The organism is Clostridium sp. HMP27, from assembly GCF_000765165.1.
Lineage (GTDB): Bacteria > Bacillota > Clostridia > Clostridiales > Clostridiaceae > Clostridium_AK.
On sequence record NZ_JMFY01000060.1, the window covers coordinates 1 to 25,789 of the forward strand.

The window sequence follows — 25,789 nt, forward strand, 5'->3', positions numbered from 1 at the left end:
ATGCATTTATTATTTTATTATTTTCTATCTTTCAATTATAACAGCAGTGCCTTGACCTCCACCTATACAAAGTGTTGCAAGACCTGTTTTTGCGTCTCTTTTCATCATCTCATAGATTAAAGTAACAAGTATTCTTGCTCCTGATGCTCCTACAGGGTGCCCTAAAGCTATAGCACCACCATTAACATTAACAATTTGTGGATTAAATCCTAAATCTCTAACTACAGATAGTGATTGAGCTGCAAAAGCTTCGTTTGCTTCAACTAAATCTATATCATCTACAGTTAATCCTGCTCTTTCAAGTGCCTTTCTAGTTGCTGGTACAGGTCCGTAGCCCATTATCCTTGGATCTAGCGCTGCTGAGGCATAGGATTTAATAGTTGCAAGTGGCTTTATTCCTAACTCCTCTGCCTTTTCTTTCGCCATAAGTACCAGCATTGCAGCTCCATCATTTATGCCTGAAGCATTACCAGCTGTTACTGTTCCATCTTGTTTAAATGCAGGTTTAAGCCTTCCAAGTTTTTCTACAGTTGTATCTGCCTTTGGATATTCATCCGTATCAACTATAATAGGATCTCCCTTTTTTTGAAAAATTTCGACAGGCACTATTTCATCTTTAAATCTTCCTTCACTTATAGCCTTTGTGGCTTTAACCTGACTTTCATGAGAAAATTTATCTTGCTCTTCTCTTGAAAGTTTCCACTGCTCTGCAATATTTTCAGCTGTAATTCCCATATGTATATTATGAAATGCATCAGATAATGCATCAGTAATTAAGCTATCAACAACTTTAGCATCTCCCATTTTATATCCCCATCTTGCTCTAGTAAGAAGATATGGGGCATTACTCATACTTTCAGTACCACCAGCTAGTATTACATCTGCATCTCCAAGCTTAATAAATTGGGTAGCCATACTAACAGTTCTCAGTCCTGAACCACATAATTTATTTATTGTCATAGCTGGAGTTGTATCTGGTATGCCGGCATGGATAGCAACTTGTCTTGCTGGATTTTGTCCTAATCCTGCGGATAAGATATTTCCAACAAGCACTTCATCAACCATATCTGGTTTAATTCCTGCTCTCTTCATTGCTTCTTTTGCAGCAATAACTCCTATATCAATTGCTGATAGTTTAGATAAACTTCCTCCAAAACTACCTATAGGTGTTCTAGCTGCGCCTACAATAACTACTTCTCTCATGTAAACTAGGCCTCCTCTATTTTTATTAATCTTTAATTTGAATTCTTTACACTTATATACTATAAACAATGTAATAAAAAATTATACAAAATAAAAACTAGTGATTATAAACCACTAGTTTTTATAGCATATATTTATTATTGGCAAACCTTACCTGGATTTAATATATTTTTAGGATCAAAGGCTGATTTAATTCCTCTCATTATTGACATATAATGTTCTCCATATTGGTGAAACATATATTCTCTCTTTGCATATCCAATTCCATGTTCTCCAGATACAAGCCCTCTTAATTCTTCTGATTTTTTATACATTAATTCAAACACCTTACTTAATTTGAATTCCCATTCTTCTTCATTTAAATCATCTTTGCAAATATAAACGTGTAAATTCCCATCTCCTGCATGACCAAAACTTGGTATTCTAATGTTATATTCCTCTTCTAATTCATGAGTATATTTAATAAAGCTTGCAACTTGATTTCTTGGTACAACAACATCACATTCATCCATTTCTGTAGTTGATGCTTTAATTGCTTCAAGGAATGCCCCTCTAGCTGACCATACAGAATCTTTTCTTTCATCTGTATCAACTATAAATACATCTAATGCGCCTTCTTTTAAGCAAAGATCTGCAACTATTTCATAGTCACCTTCAACTTGTCCTAAACTATTTCCATCAAAAGTTAGCAAAAGGTATGCATCTGATGAATTATCAGGGAATTTTTTACCTAGAAATTCTTCTGCTGAAACTATAACTTCTCTTTGCATAAACTCTATTGCAGTTGGTACTGCTTTTGATTTTATAATCTTAGGTACCATTTCAATAGCAGTGTCTATATCTTTGAAAGGTATAAGTAAACTTACTGATTTTTTGGGTAGTGGAAGTAATCTTAAAATTGCCTTTGTTACTATACCAAGTGTTCCTTCTGATCCAACTATTAAGTCCTTTAAACTATATCCTGAACTATTTTTAACAACCTTTCCACCAAGTTCTACTACTTCTCCATTAGGCAGAACTACTTCAAGTCCGCGAACATAATCTCTTGTAACTCCATACTTAACAGCTCTCATTCCACCAGCGTTGGTACTTATATTTCCACCAATTGTAGCACTTTTTTCACCTGGATCTGGTGGGTAAAAAAGTTCATGTTCTTCAACGTACTTTCCTATTTCCATCAAAAGAACTCCTGGTTCTAAGGTTAAAGTTAAGTTTTCTTCATCAAGCTCTAATATATTATTCATTTCTGTCGTTTCCATCATAATTCCACCGTGTAATGGTACCGAAGCTCCTACAAGCCCTGTTCCTGATCCCCTAGCAACAACAGGAATTGTATTTTCATAGGCATACTTCATTATTCTTGAAATCTCTTCAGTATTATGAACTTTTACTAGCACATCTGGATAATTACTCACTCCACCTAACTCATCATGGCTATAATCTTCATTTATATCGCTTCCATGCAAAACCTTGTCTTCTCCAACCACATTTTTTAAAAATTCGATATCTTTATTATCTATCTTTTTATATTGATTCATATTTATCCCCTCCGATATATTAGCTAATCTTGTAATTTGAAAGTTATTATTTATTTAATGAAACGGCTACTTCTTCAAGTCCTTTACCGCACTTAATTCTTTCAATAAGTTGAGGAATTATTTCATAGATATCTCCAACGATTCCGTAGTGAGCAGCATTAAATATTGAAGCATTAGGATCATTGTTTATAGCAATTATTGTTTCTGAATTATTCATACCTGCTACAAATTGTACTGAGCCTTGAATTCCAGCAGTTATTATTAATTTAGGTTTAACAGTTCTTCCACTAAGTCCTATTTGCCTCTTTGCATCTATCCATCCAGCTTCTACAAGGGGCCTAGTTCCTGCTATTTGTGCATCTAGTACATCTGCCAATTCTCTTATTAGATTCATATCTTTTTCTGATTTAACTCCTCTACCTGCTGCTACAATTACTTCAGCATCTGATATGCTAATTTCCTTTGCCTTTTTAGTAATTTTTAGAACTTTTATATTTGAATTAAACATTTCCTTTGGCATTTTGCATAATATAATTTTGCCCTTAGTTTCTTCAGTTACCTCTGGAGCTGAGAAAATCTTATACCTAACAGTAGCAAATTGTGGTCTATTATTGCTTGTAATAATTTGAGCCATTATATTTCCACCAAATGCTGGTCTTATTTGAACTAAATCTGTGTTTTCCTTCATATCAAGTATTGTGCAATCTGCAGTAAGTCCTGTTTTAAATCTTGCTGCAATCCTTGGCGCTAAGGATCTTCCTACAGTTGTAGCTCCAACAAGCACTGAAGATGGCTTAACTTTATTTATGAAGTCTTGAAAAGCAGCTGTATAGGGTTCTATTCTAAAGTCTTTTAACTCTTCATAATCATATACAAAAACCTCATCAACACCATAGTGTAATAATTTTTCAGCTTTATCCTTTATATTGTGACCAATAAATAGCGCATAAACTGGATGATTGATTTTTGAAGCAAGCTCTCTACCCTTTCCTATTAACTCATAAGTTACAGGATGAATATTTCCTTCTATATGGTCAACATATACTGCTATTCCCTTCCATAAATCTTTGTCCACTTTTGCCACTTCTTCTTCTACAAATTCTATTACTCCTGCTGGTCCTTTTTTTACGCATAACTTACACATTTTACATGCAGCTGAAATTTCCAATTTACCATTTATTTCTGATATAGCATTAAAAGGACAAACTTCTATTAATTCATTTATATTTTCTTTATTTAACTTACTTTCATTAATAATTAATTTAGACATTAATATTCCTCCCTTTTTAATAAAATTTATACAAATTTAAGTTCTCTTAACTTATCAAACAATTTGTGTGTGAGTTCTTCTCCATCTCCCTGCCACATTTCTTTATCAGTATTAACCGCAGGTGGGAAAATTCTTTCAACCTGAGTTGCCGATCCATTTAACCCATAGTTCTTTTCATTTTTATCATCAAAATCTTTTAAACTAAAAACTTTAGCTTTTTTATTTTTAGTTTCTAGTTTTCTTTTATAAGATGGCAATCTTGGTGTATATATATCCTTTTCAACAGTTATAAGGCATGGGAATTTAATTTCCTGAATTTCAACTGTTTCTGCCATATCCATTTCCACAGTTATAGTTCTATCATTTATTTCAACAATTTTTCTTACATTAGAAACATGAGGAATTCCTAGATATTCAGCCATTTCTGCTCCTACCTGTGCTGTATCTCCATCAGTTGTTTGTTTACCACAAATTATAAGGTCAGGATTTCCTGTCATTTTTACCCCTTGAGATAGCGTATATGAAGTAGCAAGTACATCCGCTCCTGCAAATTTTCTATCTGATAGTAATGTTCCTTCATCTGCCCCCATCATAAATGCTTCTTTTATAATTTCCTCTGATTGAGGTGGTCCCATAGTTATTACATTTACTTCTCCACCCATATCTCCTCTTATTCTAAGGGCAGATTCTAATGCATATAAATCATATGGATTCATCTTTGATTCTACACCGTCTCTTTTTAACACTCCTGTAACTGGATCTACTTCAACTTTATTTGTTCCTGGTACTTGTTTAATACAAACCAAAATTTTCATAATTGTTCCCCCATTTCATATTAAATTAGTATACGGTAAGTCGTCTGACCATTATGACAACATATTAACTATTCTTATTTTTTATAATGTACCTATTACTGTCGTAATCTAATATAGATTCATATTAAGTAAATTTAATGCTTCTACTTGAAGTCAGTCAAATAAAACGTTTCCATAAGTGTCGCTGCGTATTAGAAAAGTTCCTAGCACACTTAAAATGAATAAAAGCTTAATGTTAATATACTTACATATTCATTTTTTATCCTTCCAAGTTAAAATCCTTTTCACTGGTATGACCATCTTTCCTGTGACCTTATATTATCATAATTTTATAACTATTTCCACAATAGTTATTTTATTAACATGGATTTTTTTCTTTTATTTTCACTATATTACCAAGTTTTCTTATTATATAGAATGAAAAAAAATAATATTTTTTTGTAATTAATGTAATTTTACTAATAATTGTTACAGTTTTAACAAATTAAAACAATAAATTAAGAACCCAAGTAAGATAAAATCCTATTTGGGTTCTTAACTAATACCTATATAATATTATTTATTAAACTTTATTAAATTCTTATTTATAAGGTCCATATGCTTTCTCATTGATGTAGAAGCCTTATGAGGATTATGCTCTTTAAGTGCATTTAATACTTCTTCATGTTCATTATCAATACTATCTTTAAGTTGATTATTTATTATATTTTTTCTTGCATCTTTTATAAAAGAATCCATAAGCGATGAAACTGTGTTCAATATACTTAATATCAAAAAATTCCCTGAAGCTTTGGCAATAGTATAATGAAATTTAGCATCATCTTTAACTCTTTCATCCTCATCTTCAGAAGTCTTCATATTATCTACTAGCATTTGTAATTCATTTATTTCTTCAGTGGTTATTTTCTTTGCGGCAAGAGCTGCTGTTTCTATTTCAATAACTTTTCTAAGCTCAAATATCTCCTCTACTTTGCAATCATTAAGCATGAACATAATTGATAGAGGCTCAAATAATGTGTTATCAAAGTTTTGCCTTATAAAATTTCCTTCCCCTTGCTTTGATTCAATAAGTCCAATAATTTCAAGAGACCTCAAAGCTTCTCTTATAGAGGCTCTGCTAATACCTAACTGCTCGACTAATTCTCTCTCTGAAGGTAATCTATCGCCTTTTTTTAAAATCCCATTAGTTATCATGCCTTCTATTTGTTCAATTACTTGTTCGTAAACCTTTGTATTTTTAATAGGAGTAAACATTGCTCCGTATCCCCTCTCATCTTATGCGCTAAATTAATGTTCTATTTTTTTATTATTATATTTTATTATAGAGTTTTTAAACCAGCTGGTCAATATTTGCAAATTTATCCCATTATAAATAGTACCCTTAAATTCTATAAGGGTACTATTTATAATACTTATCATATAAGTTTAATAATGAACTCGTACAAGCCAAAACTTTATTTTTTTATCACTCCACCCAAGATCCCATGGAACTTTATTTCTATCTGTATTATGGCAAGTTACTAAACTATATCCCTTGGAATCGGCTCCTGTAACTACAGAAATATGTGTAATATCTCCCTTTTTTTCATATGCCACAAAATCTCCTGGTAAAAGTTTATACGAAGCTTTATATACTTTGTCATAATTTCCATAGGCAATTACTGAAGCTCTTCCGCTGTTTAACATATATGCTTTAAATCCATCAGCATTGAGCCATGCTCTAGTTGCACCACTTCTATCATAATTCCAAGCAGAATTTTTTCTAAATCCTCCGCCTTCAAATAAGATTTGCGATGCAAAATTTGCACAATCTCCTCCTTGAGGATTATAATCTCTATATTTCTTATTGTATTTAAATTCATATTGTTCTTCGCTAGCAGCCCCACAATACTGATTTGCATAATGTACTGCCTTTAACCTTCGTTCATTTAAAGTTGAAAAATCTCTAGAACCTTGACTTGATATATATTGCTTTATTGAATCACCTTTTAAATTCTCTAGATTAAGCGAATCAGCAAAAGGATCTGTATACCATTCCTTAGTAATTATCCAAATGCCATCTCTATTTGCAAGCTTTATATAATGATAGGTTCCAATTTTTGATGTATTTATTATATCTGGCTGATCTTCATATATATATTTATATTCTGTTGAGCATAATACATTAATAGAAAAATTAGTTCCATCTCCGTTGATCCTTCTAATCACAACTTTAGGGTTTATATCCATAAATTTTACCCCTTGTTTTATACTCCAATTTTCAATATACTTAATTTTCTTTTTTTCATGTTCATATGCCCAAGTACCATACTTAGTATTGGTATCATAAATAGATTCTATGAGTTCAAAGTCTTTACTTATTATAGCCTTATTTCTATCTTGAAAAATTTGCTCTATAACTTTTTTTACCTCTTCGTTTGAATAGTTATTAGAAGCATTAACTTTATTAAACTCACATAAATATATTAATAAAAATAAAGCTATTAGAAAAGATAACTTTATTGAAATATTTCTATTTATATTACATCGAGAAAAATTCATAATGTATTCTCCTTTTCGCTTGTAATCTCACTATATAGTATTTCACATAAGCTTATATTTTAAAGTGGAAATACAAACCATAAATGTATAAGAGTTTATCACACCGCACCTTATAAGAATAATTTACTACGTATATCTTTATATAAAAGTATCAAACTAATATTGAATCGGAGGTGTTACAAATGAGTAAAAGACCTTTAGTACCTGAGGCAAAAGAAGCACTAGATAAACTTAAAACAGAATTTGCAAATGAATTTGGAGTAGAATTGAACGATGCATATAAAGGTAACAATACTTCAAAATTAAATGGATATATAGGCGGACCTATAGGTGGATTAATGACTAAAAAGATGGTAGAGGCATTTGAGAAAAATTTAATAGATAAATAATGAATATAGTAAAATAATGTAGTATTAAAAAGAGAAAGCATAGATACTTTCTCTTTTTGTGATTTCTTTCTGTAATTTCATATTTTATACTCTATTTTAAACTTTGCTCATAAACTTCAACCATTTTTTTAACCATTTCTCCGTTCTGTCTCGAAGTTAAATTTCCTGTATCTACATCATTATAATCTCCCATTGTAAATGAAGACTCTATTTCCTTCTTAGATTTTTGTATTCCAGCTTTAGTTTCTAAAACTGACATTGTATTATGTATCATAATCACGCCTCTTTCTTTTTACATTATCATATATATTTATGATTTATTTTATTGTTACTAGTAGTTTGTACTGTCCCATAGGATTTATCCTAGGAAACTTATGTGAATGTTATCTGTTAAACTAATAAAGTATCATAAGTATCCATAAATATGTAGAAATTCAGAAAATGTTTAATAAAACAAAATATGCCTATAATAATTAAACTTTTTAATTATTATAGGCATTTAATTTAAATGAGAATTATATTAATTTGTTATATCTATATAAGTTTTTGTGCTAAAACTCCACTTAGACTTAGTTTTTCTATCCTCTTTTTTATTTCCTCATTATCTATGCTGTAAAGTCCTATTTCCTGCATCCTTTTAAAGTATTCTGCTCCAGCTAATGTATATCTATTTCTTCTTCCTTCCTTAGTAAGTAGTTTACAATTTGCATAGGATATAATATCTCCTATAGCTGTAGACTTAGGAAGTATCAAAAGAGGCATTCCTAAAAGATATCTAACTGCGTTGTGACCTGCGAGACTTCCTGTACACATAGCTTCAGTATGACCTACAAATAATCCACTCTTTTCGCCTGCACAAAATAGATTATCTATACCTTTAACTTTCATATCGTCGGTCCTTGGAGCTACAGAAAGGTACCTTATAGAGTTTCCTTTTCCACCTGCATAAGGATCCATAAATCTTGCATATTCTAATCCTTTTATTTTTCTTAGCTTTTCTAGTGGATAAAAAGGAGTCATAAGTTTAATGTGACCTGTATCTAAAAGTATTATATTTTCTGCAAATTCCTTTAAAGCATATTGTTGACAAACCTTTAGCTTTAATTTATCCATATTTATATCTTCTGGTGGTACCTGAAGAACTACTGCACCTTTTTCTTCTATTTCTTTTAAAAGCTCAGGTGATATACTTTCTTTGCAAAGTTTACAAGAACCACTAAATGCTCCGTATACATCTTCTTCTCTTTCTCCTTGTAAATCTTCAACTCCTGCTCTAGAGCTTAAACTTACTCTAGGTCCAAAGGCAGGACATCTCAATATACACATAGAACATCCATTACCATATCTTAAGCAATTGCCCATAGGTCCTGTAGAACCTGTAGTTTCTATAAATACATCGCCCTTTACATAACTTCCATCTGCAAGATATATTCCTAATATTTTATTCTTTTCTTTTTCTACATCTACTACTCTGGAGATTAAATGAATCTTTACTCCTATGCTTTTTAAAAATGCTCTAACTTCAGGCTCGATTTTATTTACATCATAAAGCCATGCATGACCATGCCCTGGGAATGTTATATTTTTATGTGTTGCATTTCTATCTGTTATGTTTATTAGGTCTCCTGCTCCCAGATTTATCAATTCTTCAGCCGCTGTATATCTTCCATTATTTCTCATTATACCGCCAACATTACCAAGGCCTACAAGCATATCTGTCTTTTCATATAACTCTACTTCTGCTCCTGCTTTTCTAGCAGTAATAGCAGCTGCACATCCTGACCAACCACCGCCAATTATTATAACCTTCATAATAATTTTCTACCCTCCAAAATATTTCTAGGATCTATTTGAAGTTTACATGACCTTTCGATATTAAAATACTTATTTTTGGTACTGCAACTTCCACATACTCCTTCTCCACAACACATCTTTGCATTATTACAGCAAGAAAAATCTATTGATTCTCCAATCAAATTTACTATATTATAATTCACAATATCTGCTGCTGATGAATGAACAAGTCCTACATTTTCATTTTTTATAATATCTAAAATTATATTTTTAAACTCCGATGTTAATTGACCATTTTCATTTATAACATTGCACTGTATAAGCTTAGCATTGTAAAAATTTAAGTACTCTTCAATAAATACACCTTCATAAGGATTGCTATCTAATATAACGTATACCTTATTAGCTGAAGTATAAAGTTTTTTGAGAATTGGTATAATTGGAGCCTGCCCTATTCCCCTTGCTACTATTATGGCAGTTCCATCTTTTAATTTGGATAAATTTTTAAGCCCTAATACACCATTAAAAAATGGCCCCTTTAAAAGTAGCTTTTCCCCCTCCTTGGTGTCATTTAAAGCCTTACTTTTTACTCCCTTTACCTCTACCACAACTTTTATCTTATTTTCTTCAGTGTTGGATTCCATAATAGATATGGGTGTTGAAAAGAAATGCTCATTTTGAGGATTTCGGAGCATTACAAAGGTTCCTGGAGCACTTAAATCTTTAGCCATTTTATGACTTACATCTAAGGTAAACTCAACTAAATCCTTATATATAACTCTTTTATCTAATAATGTACATTCTATTTCTTTTCTTCCTTCCTTAGCTTTATTACCATTCCATGCAAATTCTTGATATATACATACACCTTTCCAGTTAATGCAGTCACAAAATGTCTTTCCTCTTAACTGAGAACATAATATACATTCTCCACTTTCTGCCAAATGACAAGGACAATATTCTGTACCTGCATCAATACAGTCTCTTACTTCATAGTTCACCCACATACCCTCCTAAAATTAATAGGCCTCACTATTAATTTATCTATTTTATAAGTTTTTGTTACTAAAATTTATAAAATAAAAGAAGGGATTTTTCCCTTCTTTTCTAAGACTTAAATTTGTCGAATATGATCCTTGTAATTATTAAGTATATTATAAGGTTTCCAGGGGTGTTTAATAGTCCAAAAATTCCCCAAAGCCAATAGTATTTTTCTCCTCTTTTTTTAGCATCCTTAAACATCCAAAATCCTTGAATAATAAGTATAGGTATTACTATAATTAGCACTAATAAATGCGTTTTGATATATATCATAGGTTATCCCCCCTTGCCTTAGTTAAAGCTATAGGAATTATAATAAAAGGCGCTATCAGAATCATAAACATTTGTAAGTATATTATAAAATTAATGCTCACATTCATTGTAATTATAGCTAACATAGTCATTATTACAGTAGATAAAATTAAGAAATATATACTTTCCTTCTTAGTTATTTTATTTTCTCTTTTTTCTATGGCTTGATTAATTATGGACTCTAAAGAAAAATCCAAATGATTTATATCCTCTATACTATCCATGTATTCCTTCATACTTTCCAAACTATTCATATAAACATCATCTTTCTGAAATTCAACATAAGAGCTAGCTTCTTCATTATAAAAATCATCTATATTTTGATTGAAATCTTTATTCATTTTTAATCCCACTTTCCTTCATCTTTACTATTATAGAATTAACTGCAGAGTGAAGTCTGGAGCGTACAGTTCCTACAGGGCATTTCACTATTTGAGCTATTTCGTCATATTTATAATTATAATAATGCTTAAGTATAAACACGGTTCTTTTTTCATAAGAAAGTTCATTTAAAATTTTAAATACTTCTTTCATCTGCACATTATCTATAACTTTCATATCTACACTTTTTCCTTCAAATATTAATTCCTCATTTAAAGGCAGCATTTCTTTATTTTTTCTTAAATAATCCTTATATAAATTAGTAGCTATAGTTATAAGCCATGTTGAAAATTTTGCTTGAGGTTTAAATTTTTCTAAGTTTATAATAGCTTTGAGCAAAGTCTCTTGCACAATATCCTTTGCAAGCTCCTCATTACCTATAAGTTTTATTGCATATCCTGTAAGTATTTGATAGTTATCATTAATCAAAATAGTTAAAGCATTTTTATCTCCATCTTTTGCATTCTTTAATAATTCCTTTTCTTGCATGGTGTTTTCACCTACTTAATTCATGTTGATAATTAAATTAAATTTTCTGGTACAAATCTTTTTGACATTACTTTAATTAAAATATAATCTATAATAAATATAATAGTTCCCAGAAGTATAAGAAGGGTATTGTTAAGCAAAAATACTCCTGTCATTTGCCCCACAAATAACAATATTATAGGTACAACTATTAATCCGCTTTGCTGCTGAGCTTCTTGAAAGGTTTTAGATTTTGCAGAAACAAGAACTGTAAAACTTAACCCTAGCACTGTTAAAGCTGGCACAACATATATAATTAAAATTATCCATTTCACATTGGGAAATATTATTTCTCCCAAATAAATTACTCCACCTATATTTATCATAATACCAAATATAACAAATGAAATTAATGTAATTATAAATGATAATATAAACACCCCTATAACCTTTGAAATAAATATCTTTTCTATTGAAATAGGTGTATATAATAGAGTTTCCATAGTTTTATGCTCTTTTTCCCCTACAAAACTGCTCGCTCCTATTATATTAGATGACATTATTGGAATTATTAAGAATAAACTTGGGAAAAAGTAATTTACTCCTGTCTTCAATACTAATTCAGGTATAGAAAAGTTAATATATTCATTAGGTAACTTTTTCATCATACTTTCTAATCCATTTATTTGACCTATTCCCTTAGATGAAAAATTTATGGATATAAGCATTACAATTGGTATTATTATAGCAAATACTAAGGGAACTATAATCATAGGTAGAAATATTTGTTTAGAGCTAGTTATTTCATTTAAATCCTTTTGAATAATACTTCTGCAAAGCTTATTCATTTTTTTCACTCCTAACATAATTAAAATATAACTCTTCTAAGTTAACCCTTTCCCTTTGAACTTCATATACTTTCCCACCCTTATTTAAAATATTATAAAGTACCTGTGAAATCTCTTCATCAAAACTTACTTCTTTTTTATAAATTCCAGTATCTATCTGTTTTATTCCCAGTTCCTCTTGGATATCCTTTCCTTTAATTATAATATTATTTTTATAATTAAACCTTTTAGTTAAATCTTCAAATGTACCATATCCTAACATCTTTCCATTACTTACAAACCCATAAAAATTACAAATCTCTTCTGCATACTTTAATTGGTGAGTGCATAATAGCACCGTCACTTTATTTTCCTCAGATAATTCCTTAATAAGCTTTGTAACATTTAATGCATTTTCAGGATCTAATCCTGAGGTTGGTTCATCTAAGAATAAAACCTTAGGCTCATGTATAAGAGCTATAGCAAGTGAAACCCTCTTTTTCATACCCGTACTATATTCTTTAATCTTTTTACTACTATGCTCATAAAGTTCCAATCTCTTCAAAAGCTTTATACTTCTTTCTTTGAGTATGCTTTCACTTATTCCATACATACTTCCAAAAAACATTAGATTTTCTAAAGCAGTTAGATTTTCATAACAAGCAGCACTTTCAGTCATAACTCCACATATCTTATGTATCTCTAAAGTTTCCTTAAGTATATCCAAACCAAGTATTCTTGCATCCCCGAAATTTGGTTTAAGTATCCCATTTAAAATCCTTACAGTTGTTGTCTTCCCTGAACCATTCGGGCCTAAAAAACCCATTATTCTCCCTTCAGGCAAAACAAAGCTTATATCATTTAAAGCGTTATATTTACCATCATAACTTTTAGTTAAATGTTGAACCTCTATTCCATCCATGGTTATCACTCCTTCATAAATTAAACGTAAATACTCTCAAAAAGTTCATAAATAAAAATCAGAGAAATTTCTATACAAATTTCCCTGACTATATTTAAATCCATATTAAAAAAGAGCTATATGAAGTTTACTTACAGTATTAAGTATTTCATCACTACTTAATTTGTTTTCTGCGTAATCTGTATAAATACTTCGTCCCGTCTTTAAATGTTCAAGCCAGGCCTCTAGTAAACTTACATATATTTGATCAATATAATAAAGATTGCTTGAAGCACCCACTTCGCCCTTATCTGCTGCAAATGTCTCGTACCTTACTGCATAATTTTGAGTGTACCTTATATCGTCATTATTAATCCACCTAACTAATTTAGGATAACCGTTAAAATCGATAATTAAGGAGTTGTTATATCTATCATTCCCGCCCAATATCACGTCTACTAATTCTTGTTTTGTAAATTGATGCTCAGGTTTTGTTAATCTATGAGCCATCACTTCACAAATATATACTTCTTTAGTATTAATGAAGTTAGATAGAGTTGTATCTATATTGGATTTATTTATAACTATTTCATGTTCTTTTATCCAGCCTTTTGCTTCTTCATGCTTTTTAAATATCATATCAAGTTCAGTATTGCATTTACCAAAACACTTTTGTGGATACCAATTACCGTCCTTATTTAACCTGTAGCCCATACATTCTTGAGTTAACTCTTTATAGGCTTCTATAGTAAAGAACATGCATATCCCCCCAAGCCTTTTATTATACTTTATATGATTAACATACTATATTTTGTGCTTATTTAATTTTATTATGCTAAAAAAGTTTAAATTACAATAATGTACAATATTTTTAAATTTCAATGCTTTATTAGTTAAATTTACTATAAATAAAATCCTAAGCTCATATAAATATTAAGCTTAGGATTTTAACTATTTTGCTTCTACACTTCTTATTCTATTAAAGTTTTTACCATAAATACCAGCTGCATAAGATACTTCCTTCTGCTCTTCTATTTCATCTAACGCCTTCATACCCTTTTGCATATATATATACCCTGTGATTGCTGAAATCATATCTGATATAGGATAGGAAAGCCATACTCCAAGTACTCCAAACATTCTTACACATACGAGTACCACAGGTATGAATATTAATAGCTGTCTAAAAATAGATAATACTAGAGAAACTTTTGACTCTTCAATAGCTTGATAATAATAAATTGCTGTAAAATAAACTCCTACAATTGGAAATATAGATATCATTATTCTAAATGCTCCTACGGCATTCTTTAAAATATCCTGTTCCTTTACAAAACCACTTATTATTTCACTTGCAAATATCATCATAATTGCCCACATTACTAAAGTTGTTATATGTGCTATTTTAGAAGCTCTTCTTACTACTTCTTTTACTCTTTCATAATTTTTTGCACCATAGTTAAAAGCTACTATAGGTTGCATTGCAGATGTTATTCCGAGCATAGTTATATACATAAACATAGATACCTTAGATATAACTCCTGTCACAATTATAGCTGTATCACCATAATCTGAAAGTGTATTATTTAAAATTACTGAAACTACTGCATCAGATATTTCTATTATAAATGTTGAAAATCCTACTGCAACTATTGTTACTATGATATCTTTATTTAAATTGAAATTCATAGAAATATTATATTCTTGTTTAATCTTTGAAAAATTATAATATGCATAAATTGCTGATATTACTTGGGAGATGACTGTTGCTATAGCTGCTCCCTTTATTCCTAGAGGAAATACCATAACTAGCATAATATCCAATATAACATTGCATAAAGCTCCTATTGATGTGGCTATAAGATTTGCTCTTGCGTTTCCTAGCGATGTAAGCATATACCCTATAATAACTGTGAAACATTGAAATATTCCACCAAAAATTACTATACTTATATAATCCTTAGCATAAGGAAAAATATTACTCGTAGTACCAAGTTTAATTAATATAGAATCCATAAATAAATATATAAAGATTGTAAGAAATGTAATAATGATTAACATTAATGTTAATGCATTTCCTAATATATACTTCAATTTATCCTTATTACCTTCCCCTAAACTTCTTGCTACTGCAGTAGATGCTCCTACCGCAATTAGAAGTCCTAGAGAAATCATAAAACGCTGTACTGGGAACGCTATACTTAAAGCTCCTATAGCTTCGGCTCCTATAGCTCTACCCACAAATAGAGTATCCACTATATTGTAAAGCTCTGCAACGAATAAGGATATTATGGCTGGTATGGCGAACTTTATAAGAACTTTATTTACATTTTCTAACGCAAAAGCATTGGTTTCTTTTGAAATAGCTTTTGTATTAATTGCCATAATTTCCACCTTCTTTTCCTTTTCGTTTATAAATTATTATTTAATTGTCTTTGAGATTTTAATAAATTCCCACGACCCTTCGTTATTGTTAATACAATGTAAAATTTCTATAAAAATAATTTCGTTTTTTATTGAAATGCATATTTTTATATTGTATAATCTTTTTGTAATTTAAATTAACACGCTTATTTTTATTTTTTATTTAAGTACTTTTAAGTACTTTTTTCTTTTTTATTTATTATAATCACGCTTATATATATATTATATTGTAATTTTTGTTTATTTACATTCACTTAAATGCTTAATACTAAGTACTATTTTGCTTACTTAGGCTTTTCTCGTTTTGCCCAAATAAACACAAAAAGCATCTTATTAAAGATGCTTTTGTACTTTTTTGAGCATTATTAGTATAGCTCCATACCCTTGTACCTTGGGTACTAAATTATATATTGCACTTTTTTTCGCAAATCTTAAAGATATTTTAGGAAAAGATGCATTATCCATTACATCTCTTTCATCGTCATTTATACGACTAGGTTTGCCTAAGCTAACCCAATAGTCATATGCAGATCCTACTTTTTCATTTATTTCGTATTCAGTTAAAGTATAATCATGATAAAGGTTTATTATGTTAAGCGAAAATTTTCTTTCTGCTGTCCTCTTAATTCCTCTTCTTTTCAATATACTTTCGACTCCTATAAGCTTATCAATATCTTCTCCATAACTATGAAGAAGAATTTGAATATCTTCTCCCTTTTTAGTTACTATACATCCTTCCCCATTGTGTATTATATAATCCCCCATACGTGAAAGAAAATAATAAGCATAGTAGGAAGGTTTTTTGATTCCATCTTGAGTTATAAGTCCATTGTCTCCAAAGAAAAGTTCATTAGAAATTTCCTCTGTAGGACTTATGCTATCAAAAGCCTTAAAATACACATTATTTCCTGTTATGGAGTTATGTATTATATAAGGTATCATATAGCAAGTATCATAAGTCATATTATTTATAGGTTCTTTTATGTCATAGTCAACTAGTTCAAAATAGTTCCCTATAAGTTCTCTGATTTTGACTTCATATTCTTCATTTAGGCTCCTTTTTATAAATACCTTCCATTTAGAAAGTTCATAATCTCCCAGTTCATCTCTGAAGTAAGATATAAAGCTATCTAAAAGATTTATAAGAAAATCATCTTTTAAACTTCCATCTATTATAATGAAAGGTCTTAAATTAATAGATAGTAGAAATTCTATGATTTTTTTTACTTGATACCAATTAAAAAAGTTCTTATTATTTAAAAGTACTCCTGCGTCTTCGGTAAAAAGCTCAAATATCATTGCATATTTGAATTGTATATCTTTTTGTATATTTATTAAAAATTGTCGTTGCCTTTCTTTAAAAAGCTCTTTTGCCTTTCCAACACTTATTATCTCACTAAAAGTATGATTAAATTCTTCACCATCTATAGATGCATCTATATTCAACTTTATTATTCTATTTTCATAGTTAAACCTATCATAGTCTTCAAGATAAATACTAAGATATTCTAATGCGTTTTTCACATCCAATACTTCATATTTTTTCATAGAATCTAAAACATCATCGTTTACTTTATGCTTTTTTCTGTACTGCATAGGTGTACATTTATAATGTCTTTTAAAATGTTTATTAAAGTATCTTATATGGGAAAATCCTAGTTCTTCAGATACTTCAGAAATACTCTTATCTGTATCCAAAAGCAGCTTTACAGATTCCTCTACTCTTGTTAAATTTAAAAAGTCTTTAAAGCCATATCCTACTGTATTCTTTATTTCATGTGATAAGTAATAGGAACTTAAAAACTCCTTCTTTGCTATATCTTGAAGACTTATCTTGTTTTTATAGTTATTATATATATATCTTACTATTCTATCATATCTTTCAAACTGCTCTTCATTTTCTTTTAAGTCTTCCTTTTCATAAATCAACTGATGAAAATTATTAATAAGATGGTATAACAGCTCAACTAGTGTATCTTCAATAAAGTCCTCATATTTATCCTGTTTTTGTATAACCTCGCAAATAATTATAGATAAGTACTTTCTTAATTCATGATACTTTTCTTCTTCTTGTGCTCCTTCATCTGACGAATTTGTATAAAATGCAATATTTCTTATATCATTTATATACTTTTCAAAAAAGTTAGGATCTATTTTAAACATTAAAACTTCATTATATGCTTCACTTTTTATACTATGGGATTCATCACAATTTATAATCTCAATTTCTCCCTCTTCTACTTCATAGGCCCCAGATTCTATAGAAACCTTTATCTTACCCTTAAGTACAAACAATATCTCTATAGAATCATGCCAATGTATAGGATATTCTTCAATATTTACTTTAGATACCTTTAAAGGTAGTTCAGGTAAATATTCAATATATTCTCTTCTCATTAATATATTTCTCTCCTTATTTTTCAAGTTAATTTAATATTTATTAAGATTTATATTTATATTATATCTTATTTTGCTTATATTTTCCCTTTGTTGTTAGTTATATTTTAAAATATTTAGTTTACAGTTTTTAAATTTACATAATATTTATTATGTATACAAATCCTTTAAGAAAAAGCTACCATAACTATACAATCATCACTTTCATTATATTTGTATAACCTTTTATGCTATTGCTAATAATAGACTTGAAAATATATTATATCGAATAGGAGTGATATTATGAACAAAACAGATAGTATAAAAGTTAATGCTAATTCTAAGAAAACACCTATTGAACAACACGATACTGCTGCTTGGGCTAATATAGAATATCTAAAACCTGTATCTCAAGTATCAGTACCAAGTGATACTGAAGTATTTAATGCTAAGGAATGGGTAGATTCAAATCAAAAATAAAATATATTTTAAAAAAGGATGCCTTGTTTTATTAAGGCATCCTCTTTTATTTAATTTAAAGTATTTCTGATAATTTTTTGTACAATTTATATTTTTCTTTTGCTTGTTTTTCAGAATCTGCAAAAAGTTTTTCTGCTTTATCTGGGAATATATTCATAAGTGATGTATATCTTATTTCTCCCTTTATAAAGTCTTGGTATGATTCTTCTGGCTCTTTAGATTCTAACATAAATGGATTTTTGCCCTCTTCTTTAAGCATTGGATTATATCTATATAAGTGCCAATATCCCGATGTCACTGCTTTCTTTTCTTCTGCTATACTGCTTCCCATACCAGTCTTTATTCCATGGTTTATACATGGAGCATAAGCTATAATTAAGGATGGTCCGTCATATTCTTCTGCTTCTTTTATTACTTTTAATGTTTGATTCATGTTAGCACCCATAGATATTTGAGCTACATATACATTCCCATAGGTCATTGCCATTAATCCTAAGTCTTTCTTTCTTGTTTCCTTACCTGCAGCTGCAAGCTTTGCTACAGCACCAGGGCGTGAAGCTTTTGACATTTGTCCTCCAGTATTTGAGTAAACTTCTGTATCTAAAACTAAAACATTTATATCTTCTCCAGTAGATAATACGTGATCAACTCCGTTGTAACCTATATCATAAGCCCAACCATCTCCTCCTATTATCCATTGAGACTTTTTAATTAAGTAATCTTGTTTTTCAGCAATTTCTTTTAAAATTTTATTTTCAGCTAAATTACAAATCTTAAGTTCTTTTATTATGCTTTCAGAAATTTCTTTTGATTTTTCACCATTATTCATGTATTGAAGCCATTCTTCAAAATATTTTTTTAGATTTCCTCCTATATCTTGTGTTATAGCTTCTTGCATAAGCTCAGCTATTCTTTCTCTTATATGTTTAATTCCTAAATACATTCCAAATCCATATTCAGCATTATCTTCAAATAATGAATTTCCCCAAGCTGGTCCATAACCCTTATGATTGGTTGTGTATGGTACTGAAGGTGCACTTCCACCCCAAATTGATGAACACCCTGTAGCGTTGGCAATCATCATTCTATCACCATATAACTGGGTTATAAGTCTAACATAAGGTGTTTCTCCGCATCCTGGACATGCTCCGTTAAATTCTAGTAATGGCTTTTTAAACTGACTGCCTTTTACTGTGTAAGCATCCATTAAATCTTCTTTTTCTTGTATATTTGACTTTTCATATAATGAAGCAGCAAATTCCCAATTAGTTTCTTCCATTTCAATTTCCTGTTCTGCTGGTTTCATTATTAAAGCTTTACCTGGTGCTGGACATATATCTGCACAGTTTCCACATCCAGTACAATCTAGTGGTGCAACTTGAATTCTATATTGATAATTTTCTAATCCTTTTCCTATTGCTTTCTTTGCCTTAAAGGTATCTGGTGCTTCCTTTAAATCATCCTCAGTAAGTAGGAATGGTCTTACTGTAGCATGAGGACATATATATGAGCATTGGTTACATTGTATACATTTGTCAATTTGCCATTCTGGAACCATTACTGCTATTCCTCTCTTTTCATAAGCAGTAGTTCCAAGTGGGAATGAACCATCTTCCATCCCAACAAAAGCACTTACTGGTAGCTCATCACCCTCTTGTCTTGCCATAGGAATTTGAATATTTTTAACAAATTCAGGTACATCCTTTTCATTGGCTGTTTGTTGTTTTATTTCTATGTTCTTCCATGAATCTGGTACAGCTACTTTTGTAAGTCCTTTAATTCCTTCGTCTACTGCTGCTTGATTCATTGTAACAATTTTCTCACCTTTTTTACCGTAAAGTTTTTGAATAGACTCTTTAAGATATTTTACAGCATCTTCTACTGGTATTACATTTGCTAGCTTAAAGAATGCAGCTTGCATTATCATATTAATTCTTCCGCCAAGTCCTATACTTCTGGCAATGCCTATTGCATCAATTGTATAGAAATCAATATTATTTTCAGCCACATATCTCTTCAAGTAGCTTGGTAGCTTTTCATCTAATTCTTCTGCTTTCCATGCACAATTTAGTACAAAAACTCCACCCTTTTTTAAGCCCTTTAATAAATCATAATTGTATATAAATGATTTATTATGACATGCAACATAATCGGAATTATATACTAAGTATGGAGATTTAATAGGCTTCTTTCCAAATCTCAAGTGAGATACGGTGGTTCCTCCTGATTTTTTACTATCATATGAAAAATATGCTTGAGCATATAAATTGGTCTTATCTCCTATAATCTTAACTGCACTCTTGTTTGCTCCAACAGTTCCGTCAGAACCAAGTCCCCAGAATTTGCAGCTTATAGTCCCTTCTGGAGTAGTATCTATTGCACTTACTTCTGGAAGGGATGTGTTTGTTATATCATCATTTATTCCAATAGTAAAATGATCCTTAGGGTTATTTTCTTTTAAGTTATTAAATACTGAAATTATTTGTGATGGTCTAGTATCCTTTGATCCTAATCCATATCTTCCTCCAACCACCACAGGTTTTTTATCCTTTGAATAAAATACATTTGAAACATCTAAGTATAGTGGTTCAGCTGTAGCTCCTGGCTCCTTTGTTCTATCTAGAACAGCTATTTTTTCTACTGTTTCTGGCAGAACTTTTAGGAAATAATTTTCGCAAAATGGTCTATATAAGTGTACTTTTATTGCTCCTACCTTTTCTCCCTTATCTATTAAATAATCTACAGTTTCTTCTATAGTATCACATACTGAGCCCATTGCCACTATAACATATTTTGCATCCTTTGCTCCATAATAATCAAATGGATGATATTCTCTGCCAGTTATCTTCTTTATTTCCTGCATATAGTTTTCTACTATATCTGGCACTGCTTGATAGAATTTATTTGAAACTTCTCTACCTTGGAAATATATATCAGGATTTTCAGCAGTTCCTCTTAAACTAGGTCGCTGAGGATTTAATGATCTATTTCTAAACTCATTAATTGCATTGTAATCTACAATTTTAGCTATATCTTCATAATCTATCACTTCGATCTTTTGATATTCATGAGATGTTCTAAATCCATCAAAAAAATGCATGAAAGGTAAGCTTGATTTTATTGCTGCTAAGTGAGAAACAAATCCTAAATCCATTGATTCTTGAACATTTGAAGACGCAAGCATTACAACGCCTGTTTGCCTACAAGCCATTACGTCTTGATGATCTCCAAATATGGATAGTGCATGAGTTGCTATTGCTCTTGCACTTACATGGAATACTCCAGGTAACAACTCTCCTGCTATTTTGTAAAGATTAGGTATCATAAGTAAAAGCCCTTGGGATGCTGTATATGTAGTAGTTAAAGCTCCTGCTGCAAGGGACCCATGAACCGAACCTGATGCACCTGCCTCAGATTCCATTTCAACAACCCTAACTTGTTGGCCAAATATATTTTTTTTACCTTCTGCAGACCATTCATCAACACCTTCTGCCATAGGAGTTGATGGAGTAATTGGATATACTGCAGCAACTTCTGTAAACGCATAGGATGCATAAGCCGCTGCTTGGTTTCCATCCATTGTTTTAGTCTTTGCCATTTCTTTTTCCTCCTTAATAGTAAATATAAGTTTTACATAAGTATTATTAGACTAATAATTGTATTTTATGTATTATAAAAGACTTCTATTTTATATAACAAAACCCCATGAACAACTTTAAAAATGTTCACGGGGTTTTGCTATTTTGTATTTTTTAAAAATTAAACTTTATATTTTGAGCATAATAAATTATTTCTTTAATCCTGTTCCAGTAAGTGGTACAACTATTTTTAAATCCTTATTTATATTATCTTTAAAATATTTATTTACTCCTGCTAAAGTAGCTGCTGAAGTATATTCTACATATATTCCCATATGAGATAATACTTTCTTTGCCTCTTTTACTTCATTATCTGATACGGTTATAATATCTCCATTGCTTTCTTCTATTCCTTTTATAATCTCATCAATTCTCATAGGTGTACCTATAGCAATTCCTTCTGCTAAAGTTTCCTTTGGACATACCTCTTCTAAATTATTGTACTTATTATAAATAGGTGCACAATTTTCACTTTGTATTGCAATAAGTCTTGGAAGTTTCCCTATCTCCTTGAATCCATAATAAGCACCTAAAAACATAGTACCATTTCCTGTTGGTACAAACAAATAATCCGGTATTCCTATTTCGTCATATATTTCATATGCCATGGATTTAGTTCCTTCAAAAAATAATGGATTATATACATGAGAAGCATAATAATATTTTTCAGCTGCTATCTTTATAGCTCTTGAAGTATCATCCCTCATCCCAGGAATCTTTACTATACTTGCACCATAAGCCTCTATCTGCTTTATTTTCCCTTGTGATGTGTTTTCAGGCAGATAGATATTACACTTTATTCCTGCAGCTGCTGCATAAGCTGCAATAGCTGCCCCTGCATTTCCTGATGAATCCTCCACTATTTCTTCTATTCCCATTTCCTTTATTTTATTTACTAAAGTTATAGCTCCTCTGTCCTTGAATGACCCGGACGGCATTAAATAATCCATTTTTAAAAACATATCTATTCCATATATATTTCTTTTTACAATTGGAGTTTTTACTTCTCCTAGGGATATATTTATTTTCACTTTTTCTTCCATATCTTTTTTAATATTAAACAATCCACCACAGTCACATTTATATTTAAGTGTATTTAATGGATATTCCTTATTACATTTAGCACATATGAATTTCATTTTACTTTTCTCCCCTCGTTTAAAATTTTTCTTTAATATTGCTATACTAAATTTTACCAGTGATTTTCCATTAATATGGAAACCATATAATAACATTGTACAACCTTCAAAATATTTTAACAATTATTATTTGAAAAATAATAAGCACAGAGAATTATCATTCTCTGTGCTAAAAAATATTTTAAGTATACTTTTAAAAAAGCTCACTATATATTCACCATCTACATGAGTAAGTATGTCTCTAACCTTTAAAATCAATGTATTATCAAAGCCTTTTACCACTTTTCCATATAACGTATTAACTCCACCTACAACTGCATTTTATTTAAAGGATTTAGAGCCATTTGACTCTAAATCCACTTAAATTTGATTTGTTATCCTAATGCTACTATTTGGCTTCCTGCGAAGTAAACTGTAGCTCCTGGTCCAAAACAATCATAAGGTTCTACTAATCTTATTGCTAAAAGTGTTGCTGAGCTTTGAGCTGGTATTATTTCTCCTCTTGCTATTGGGAAAACATCACTTGTTGTTATTACAGTAATTACTGAAGTTCCAAAGAAACCTACTACTCCTAGAATATCTATCATAAATTACACCTCCTTTTACTCTTTAAGTAATCCATTTTTCCTCTTTTGCATTTCTAATATCACTATATGGTTTTTTTTAAAAAAGGTTCTTTATCTTCTAAATAAAAAAAAATATATATATATGCTTTATATCTGTGAAACATGCACAATTCACTGTTTAAAATCATATTTTTAATTATTAGTAGTTTTATTATAATAGGAGGCTTTTATGATAGTTCAATTAGGTGCACTTCACTACGTCTATCTTATTTTAATTCTCTTAATATTTCTATTCATGATTCTAAAGAAAGATATTACCTTAATTTGTATTGCAGGTATATTTGCTCTTGGTTTTATAGCTACAGGTTCATTAGCATCTTCTATAACAGGAGTATTTAACAGCTTTGTATATGCTATAGGGCAGCTACTTGATATAATTTTGGTAATAGCCGCAATTACAGCTATGGGAATAATACTTACAAAAACAGGAATAAACGAAGCTATGGCTTATCCTTTTACAAAACTAATGAAGACACCAACATTAGCATACTGGATAATAGGTATATTTATGATGATAATATCCCTATTCTTTTGGCCTTCTCCTGCCGTAGCTCTTATTGGAGCAATACTTGTTCCTGCCGCAGTTAAAGCAGGGCTACCTGCTATTGGAGCCGCAATAGCAATGAATATTTTTGGTCATGGCGTTGCACTTTCTGGAGATTTTGTAATACAAGGTGCCCCTAAGCTGACTGCAGGTGGTGCCGGCATTCCAGTTGGAGATGTAATATCTGCATCCATTCCACTTGTAATATTTATGGGTGTTTTAACAACTATACTCTCTTTTGTATTTCTAAGAAGGGATATGAAGAATGGAAGCCTAGTATTAACAGAAGAAGACTTCAAGCATACAGAAAAAGAAGATATGGAATTTGAAAAATTGTTAACATCAAGTACTAAAAAGATATTTGCTGTATTCGTTAGCATTATGTTTGCTCTTGATATTTATCTTATGTATAAGCTCAATTTACAGGGAGGCGATGCTAGTGCATTGATAGGTGGTACTGCGCTGGTAGTTATGACTATAATTACCATATATGTAGTTAAAAAAGATGCTTCCTCCCATATGATATCTTATATAGTTGAAGGCTTATTATTTGGATTTAAAGTATTTGGTCCTGTTATTCCTATAGCAGCTTTCTTTTATTTAGGTGACGCAGGATTTATAAAAATATTTGGTGAGGTTTTACCAAAATCTTCAACAGGTTTAGTAAATGATTTAGGACTAGCACTGGCAAATACTGTTCCCGTCAATGCACCTGTTGGAGCTGTAACATTAACTTCAGTTGGTATAATTACTGGACTTGATGGTTCTGGATTCTCTGGAATATCTCTGGCTGGTTCTGTAGCTAAGATATTTGGTATTGCGTTAGGTAAAAGCACCGCTACTTTAACTGCCTTAGGTCAGCTAGGTGCAATATGGGTTGGTGGGGGAACAATAATTCCTTGGGCAATCTTACCTGTTGCTGCAATATGTAAAATAGATCCATTTGAGCTAGCAAGAAGAAATTTGAAACCTGTTGCCATAGGTCTTATAGCTACTACAATATTTGCAATGTTCCTTCTATAAGCTATAATTAAAAACTCTAAGTTTTTTAATTATTAATTAAAAAATAGCTAAGAACTAGG

23 protein-coding genes are annotated in these 25,789 nt (G+C 30.5%); 3 read left to right on the forward strand and 20 right to left on the reverse strand.

Annotation, left to right across the window (positions count from 1 at the left end; all coding sequences use genetic code 11):
- Positions 1 to 24: 24 nt before the first annotated feature.
- From DP68_RS18270 to DP68_RS18295, 6 genes are all read right to left on the reverse strand, one after another.
- Positions 25 to 1,203: an acetyl-CoA C-acetyltransferase gene (locus DP68_RS18270; RefSeq protein ID WP_035311916.1), complete on the reverse strand. Its 1,179-nt coding sequence runs from the start codon at positions 1,201 to 1,203 to the stop codon at positions 25 to 27.
- A gap of 137 nt (positions 1,204 to 1,340) precedes the next feature.
- Positions 1,341 to 2,741 carry an FAD-linked oxidase C-terminal domain-containing protein gene (locus tag DP68_RS18275; RefSeq protein ID WP_035311918.1) on the reverse strand — a complete coding sequence of 467 codons (1,401 nt, stop codon included), beginning with the start codon at positions 2,739 to 2,741 and terminating at the stop codon, positions 1,341 to 1,343.
- Between the two features lie 46 nt (positions 2,742 to 2,787).
- Positions 2,788 to 4,011, reverse strand: coding sequence for an electron transfer flavoprotein subunit alpha/FixB family protein (locus DP68_RS18280; RefSeq protein ID WP_035311920.1), 1,224 nt, complete (start codon positions 4,009 to 4,011; stop codon positions 2,788 to 2,790).
- A 26-nt stretch (positions 4,012 to 4,037) separates the two neighbouring features.
- The gene (locus DP68_RS18285; RefSeq protein ID WP_035311922.1) at positions 4,038 to 4,826 is read right to left on the reverse strand and encodes an electron transfer flavoprotein subunit beta/FixA family protein; all 789 of its coding nucleotides are present in this window, start codon (positions 4,824 to 4,826) and stop codon (positions 4,038 to 4,040) included.
- Between the two features lie 555 nt (positions 4,827 to 5,381).
- Positions 5,382 to 6,080 carry a FadR/GntR family transcriptional regulator gene (locus DP68_RS18290; RefSeq protein WP_035311923.1) on the reverse strand — a complete coding sequence of 233 codons (699 nt, stop codon included), beginning with the start codon at positions 6,078 to 6,080 and terminating at the stop codon, positions 5,382 to 5,384.
- A gap of 171 nt (positions 6,081 to 6,251) precedes the next feature.
- Complete coding sequence (locus DP68_RS18295) at positions 6,252 to 7,367, reverse strand: amidase domain-containing protein (protein WP_035311924.1); 1,116 nt, start codon at positions 7,365 to 7,367, stop codon at positions 6,252 to 6,254.
- Between the two features lie 182 nt (positions 7,368 to 7,549).
- Between DP68_RS18295 and DP68_RS18300 the strand changes: the two genes are divergently transcribed.
- Entirely contained in the window at positions 7,550 to 7,756 is a 207-nt protein-coding gene (locus tag DP68_RS18300) for an alpha/beta-type small acid-soluble spore protein (RefSeq protein ID WP_035311925.1), read from the forward strand.
- A 91-nt stretch (positions 7,757 to 7,847) separates the two neighbouring features.
- On the opposite strand, the gene DP68_RS18305 is transcribed toward DP68_RS18300, so the two are convergent.
- The 11 genes from DP68_RS18305 to DP68_RS18355 all read right to left on the reverse strand — a co-directional run bounded on the left by DP68_RS18305 (position 7,848) and on the right by DP68_RS18355 (position 18,301).
- Entirely contained in the window at positions 7,848 to 8,030 is a 183-nt protein-coding gene (locus DP68_RS18305; protein ID WP_035311926.1) for an alpha/beta-type small acid-soluble spore protein, read from the reverse strand.
- Positions 8,031 to 8,290: 260 nt separating this feature from the next.
- Positions 8,291 to 9,568, reverse strand: a complete 1,278-nt coding sequence (locus tag DP68_RS18310; protein WP_035311927.1) for an FAD-dependent oxidoreductase — start codon at positions 9,566 to 9,568, stop codon at positions 8,291 to 8,293.
- Positions 9,565 to 10,551, reverse strand: coding sequence for a sulfide/dihydroorotate dehydrogenase-like FAD/NAD-binding protein (locus tag DP68_RS18315; RefSeq protein WP_035311928.1), 987 nt, complete (start codon positions 10,549 to 10,551; stop codon positions 9,565 to 9,567). The genes DP68_RS18310 and DP68_RS18315 overlap by 4 nt, the downstream gene beginning before the upstream one ends.
- 106 nt (positions 10,552 to 10,657) lie before the next feature.
- Positions 10,658 to 10,864: a hypothetical protein gene (locus tag DP68_RS18320; RefSeq protein WP_035311929.1), complete on the reverse strand. Its 207-nt coding sequence runs from the start codon at positions 10,862 to 10,864 to the stop codon at positions 10,658 to 10,660.
- The gene (locus DP68_RS18325; RefSeq protein WP_035311930.1) at positions 10,861 to 11,244 is read right to left on the reverse strand and encodes a hypothetical protein; all 384 of its coding nucleotides are present in this window, start codon (positions 11,242 to 11,244) and stop codon (positions 10,861 to 10,863) included. The genes DP68_RS18320 and DP68_RS18325 overlap by 4 nt, the downstream gene beginning before the upstream one ends.
- Positions 11,237 to 11,773, reverse strand: a complete 537-nt coding sequence (gene sigY / locus DP68_RS18330; protein ID WP_035311931.1) for an RNA polymerase sigma factor SigY — start codon at positions 11,771 to 11,773, stop codon at positions 11,237 to 11,239. The genes DP68_RS18325 and sigY overlap by 8 nt, the downstream gene beginning before the upstream one ends.
- Positions 11,774 to 11,805: 32 nt before the next feature.
- The gene (locus DP68_RS18335; protein WP_035311932.1) at positions 11,806 to 12,600 is read right to left on the reverse strand and encodes an ABC transporter permease subunit; all 795 of its coding nucleotides are present in this window, start codon (positions 12,598 to 12,600) and stop codon (positions 11,806 to 11,808) included.
- Positions 12,593 to 13,501, reverse strand: coding sequence for an ABC transporter ATP-binding protein (locus DP68_RS18340; protein WP_035311933.1), 909 nt, complete (start codon positions 13,499 to 13,501; stop codon positions 12,593 to 12,595). Before DP68_RS18340 ends, DP68_RS18335 begins: the two co-directional genes overlap by 8 nt.
- Before the next feature lie 105 nt (positions 13,502 to 13,606).
- Positions 13,607 to 14,239, reverse strand: coding sequence for a hypothetical protein (locus DP68_RS19815; RefSeq protein WP_035311934.1), 633 nt, complete (start codon positions 14,237 to 14,239; stop codon positions 13,607 to 13,609).
- Positions 14,240 to 14,431: 192 nt separating this feature from the next.
- The gene (locus tag DP68_RS18350) at positions 14,432 to 15,865 is read right to left on the reverse strand and encodes an MATE family efflux transporter (RefSeq protein WP_052085907.1); all 1,434 of its coding nucleotides are present in this window, start codon (positions 15,863 to 15,865) and stop codon (positions 14,432 to 14,434) included.
- A 372-nt stretch (positions 15,866 to 16,237) separates the two neighbouring features.
- Positions 16,238 to 18,301 (reverse strand): helix-turn-helix domain-containing protein, encoded by a 2,064-nt coding sequence (locus DP68_RS18355; RefSeq protein ID WP_035311935.1) that lies wholly within the window; start codon positions 18,299 to 18,301, stop codon positions 16,238 to 16,240.
- A gap of 282 nt (positions 18,302 to 18,583) precedes the next feature.
- Between DP68_RS18355 and DP68_RS19370 the strand changes: the two genes are divergently transcribed.
- Positions 18,584 to 18,760 carry a DUF3787 domain-containing protein gene (locus DP68_RS19370; protein WP_081957330.1) on the forward strand — a complete coding sequence of 59 codons (177 nt, stop codon included), beginning with the start codon at positions 18,584 to 18,586 and terminating at the stop codon, positions 18,758 to 18,760.
- Positions 18,761 to 18,815: 55 nt separating this feature from the next.
- Here the strand turns inward: DP68_RS19370 and nifJ are convergent, their stop codons facing one another.
- The 3 genes from nifJ to DP68_RS18370 form a co-directional block, all read right to left on the reverse strand.
- Positions 18,816 to 22,358 (reverse strand): pyruvate:ferredoxin (flavodoxin) oxidoreductase, encoded by a 3,543-nt coding sequence (gene nifJ / locus DP68_RS18360; protein ID WP_035311937.1) that lies wholly within the window; start codon positions 22,356 to 22,358, stop codon positions 18,816 to 18,818.
- A gap of 189 nt (positions 22,359 to 22,547) precedes the next feature.
- Positions 22,548 to 23,537 (reverse strand): pyridoxal-phosphate dependent enzyme, encoded by a 990-nt coding sequence (locus tag DP68_RS18365; RefSeq protein WP_035311945.1) that lies wholly within the window; start codon positions 23,535 to 23,537, stop codon positions 22,548 to 22,550.
- A gap of 374 nt (positions 23,538 to 23,911) precedes the next feature.
- Positions 23,912 to 24,124: a hypothetical protein gene (locus DP68_RS18370; RefSeq protein WP_035311939.1), complete on the reverse strand. Its 213-nt coding sequence runs from the start codon at positions 24,122 to 24,124 to the stop codon at positions 23,912 to 23,914.
- 208 nt (positions 24,125 to 24,332) lie between these two features.
- Between DP68_RS18370 and DP68_RS18375 the strand changes: the two genes are divergently transcribed.
- The gene (locus tag DP68_RS18375) at positions 24,333 to 25,730 is read left to right on the forward strand and encodes a membrane protein (protein WP_035311941.1); all 1,398 of its coding nucleotides are present in this window, start codon (positions 24,333 to 24,335) and stop codon (positions 25,728 to 25,730) included.
- The last annotated feature ends 59 nt before the right edge of the window (positions 25,731 to 25,789 follow it).

Coding starts and splice junctions, on each gene's coding strand:
- DP68_RS18270 (WP_035311916.1), bottom strand. CDS start 1,203: ATGAGAGAAGTAGTTATTGTAGGCGCAGCTAGAACACCTATAGGTAGT.
- DP68_RS18275 (WP_035311918.1), bottom strand. CDS start 2,741: ATGAATCAATATAAAAAGATAGATAATAAAGATATCGAATTTTTAAAA.
- DP68_RS18280 (WP_035311920.1), bottom strand. CDS start 4,011: ATGTCTAAATTAATTATTAATGAAAGTAAGTTAAATAAAGAAAATATA.
- DP68_RS18285 (WP_035311922.1), bottom strand. CDS start 4,826: ATGAAAATTTTGGTTTGTATTAAACAAGTACCAGGAACAAATAAAGTT.
- DP68_RS18290 (WP_035311923.1), bottom strand. CDS start 6,080: ATGTTTACTCCTATTAAAAATACAAAGGTTTACGAACAAGTAATTGAA.
- DP68_RS18295 (WP_035311924.1), bottom strand. CDS start 7,367: ATGAATTTTTCTCGATGTAATATAAATAGAAATATTTCAATAAAGTTA.
- DP68_RS18300 (WP_035311925.1), top strand. CDS start 7,550: ATGAGTAAAAGACCTTTAGTACCTGAGGCAAAAGAAGCACTAGATAAA.
- DP68_RS18305 (WP_035311926.1), bottom strand. CDS start 8,030: ATGATACATAATACAATGTCAGTTTTAGAAACTAAAGCTGGAATACAA.
- DP68_RS18310 (WP_035311927.1), bottom strand. CDS start 9,568: ATGAAGGTTATAATAATTGGCGGTGGTTGGTCAGGATGTGCAGCTGCT.
- DP68_RS18320 (WP_035311929.1), bottom strand. CDS start 10,864: ATGATATATATCAAAACGCATTTATTAGTGCTAATTATAGTAATACCT.
- DP68_RS18325 (WP_035311930.1), bottom strand. CDS start 11,244: ATGAATAAAGATTTCAATCAAAATATAGATGATTTTTATAATGAAGAA.
- sigY (WP_035311931.1), bottom strand. CDS start 11,773: ATGCAAGAAAAGGAATTATTAAAGAATGCAAAAGATGGAGATAAAAAT.
- DP68_RS18335 (WP_035311932.1), bottom strand. CDS start 12,600: ATGAATAAGCTTTGCAGAAGTATTATTCAAAAGGATTTAAATGAAATA.
- DP68_RS18340 (WP_035311933.1), bottom strand. CDS start 13,501: ATGGATGGAATAGAGGTTCAACATTTAACTAAAAGTTATGATGGTAAA.
- DP68_RS19815 (WP_035311934.1), bottom strand. CDS start 14,239: ATGTTCTTTACTATAGAAGCCTATAAAGAGTTAACTCAAGAATGTATG.
- DP68_RS18350 (WP_052085907.1), bottom strand. CDS start 15,865: ATGGCAATTAATACAAAAGCTATTTCAAAAGAAACCAATGCTTTTGCG.
- DP68_RS18355 (WP_035311935.1), bottom strand. CDS start 18,301: ATGAGAAGAGAATATATTGAATATTTACCTGAACTACCTTTAAAGGTA.
- DP68_RS19370 (WP_081957330.1), top strand. CDS start 18,584: ATGAACAAAACAGATAGTATAAAAGTTAATGCTAATTCTAAGAAAACA.
- nifJ (WP_035311937.1), bottom strand. CDS start 22,358: ATGGCAAAGACTAAAACAATGGATGGAAACCAAGCAGCGGCTTATGCA.
- DP68_RS18365 (WP_035311945.1), bottom strand. CDS start 23,537: ATGAAATTCATATGTGCTAAATGTAATAAGGAATATCCATTAAATACA.
- DP68_RS18370 (WP_035311939.1), bottom strand. CDS start 24,124: ATGATAGATATTCTAGGAGTAGTAGGTTTCTTTGGAACTTCAGTAATT.
- DP68_RS18375 (WP_035311941.1), top strand. CDS start 24,333: ATGATAGTTCAATTAGGTGCACTTCACTACGTCTATCTTATTTTAATT.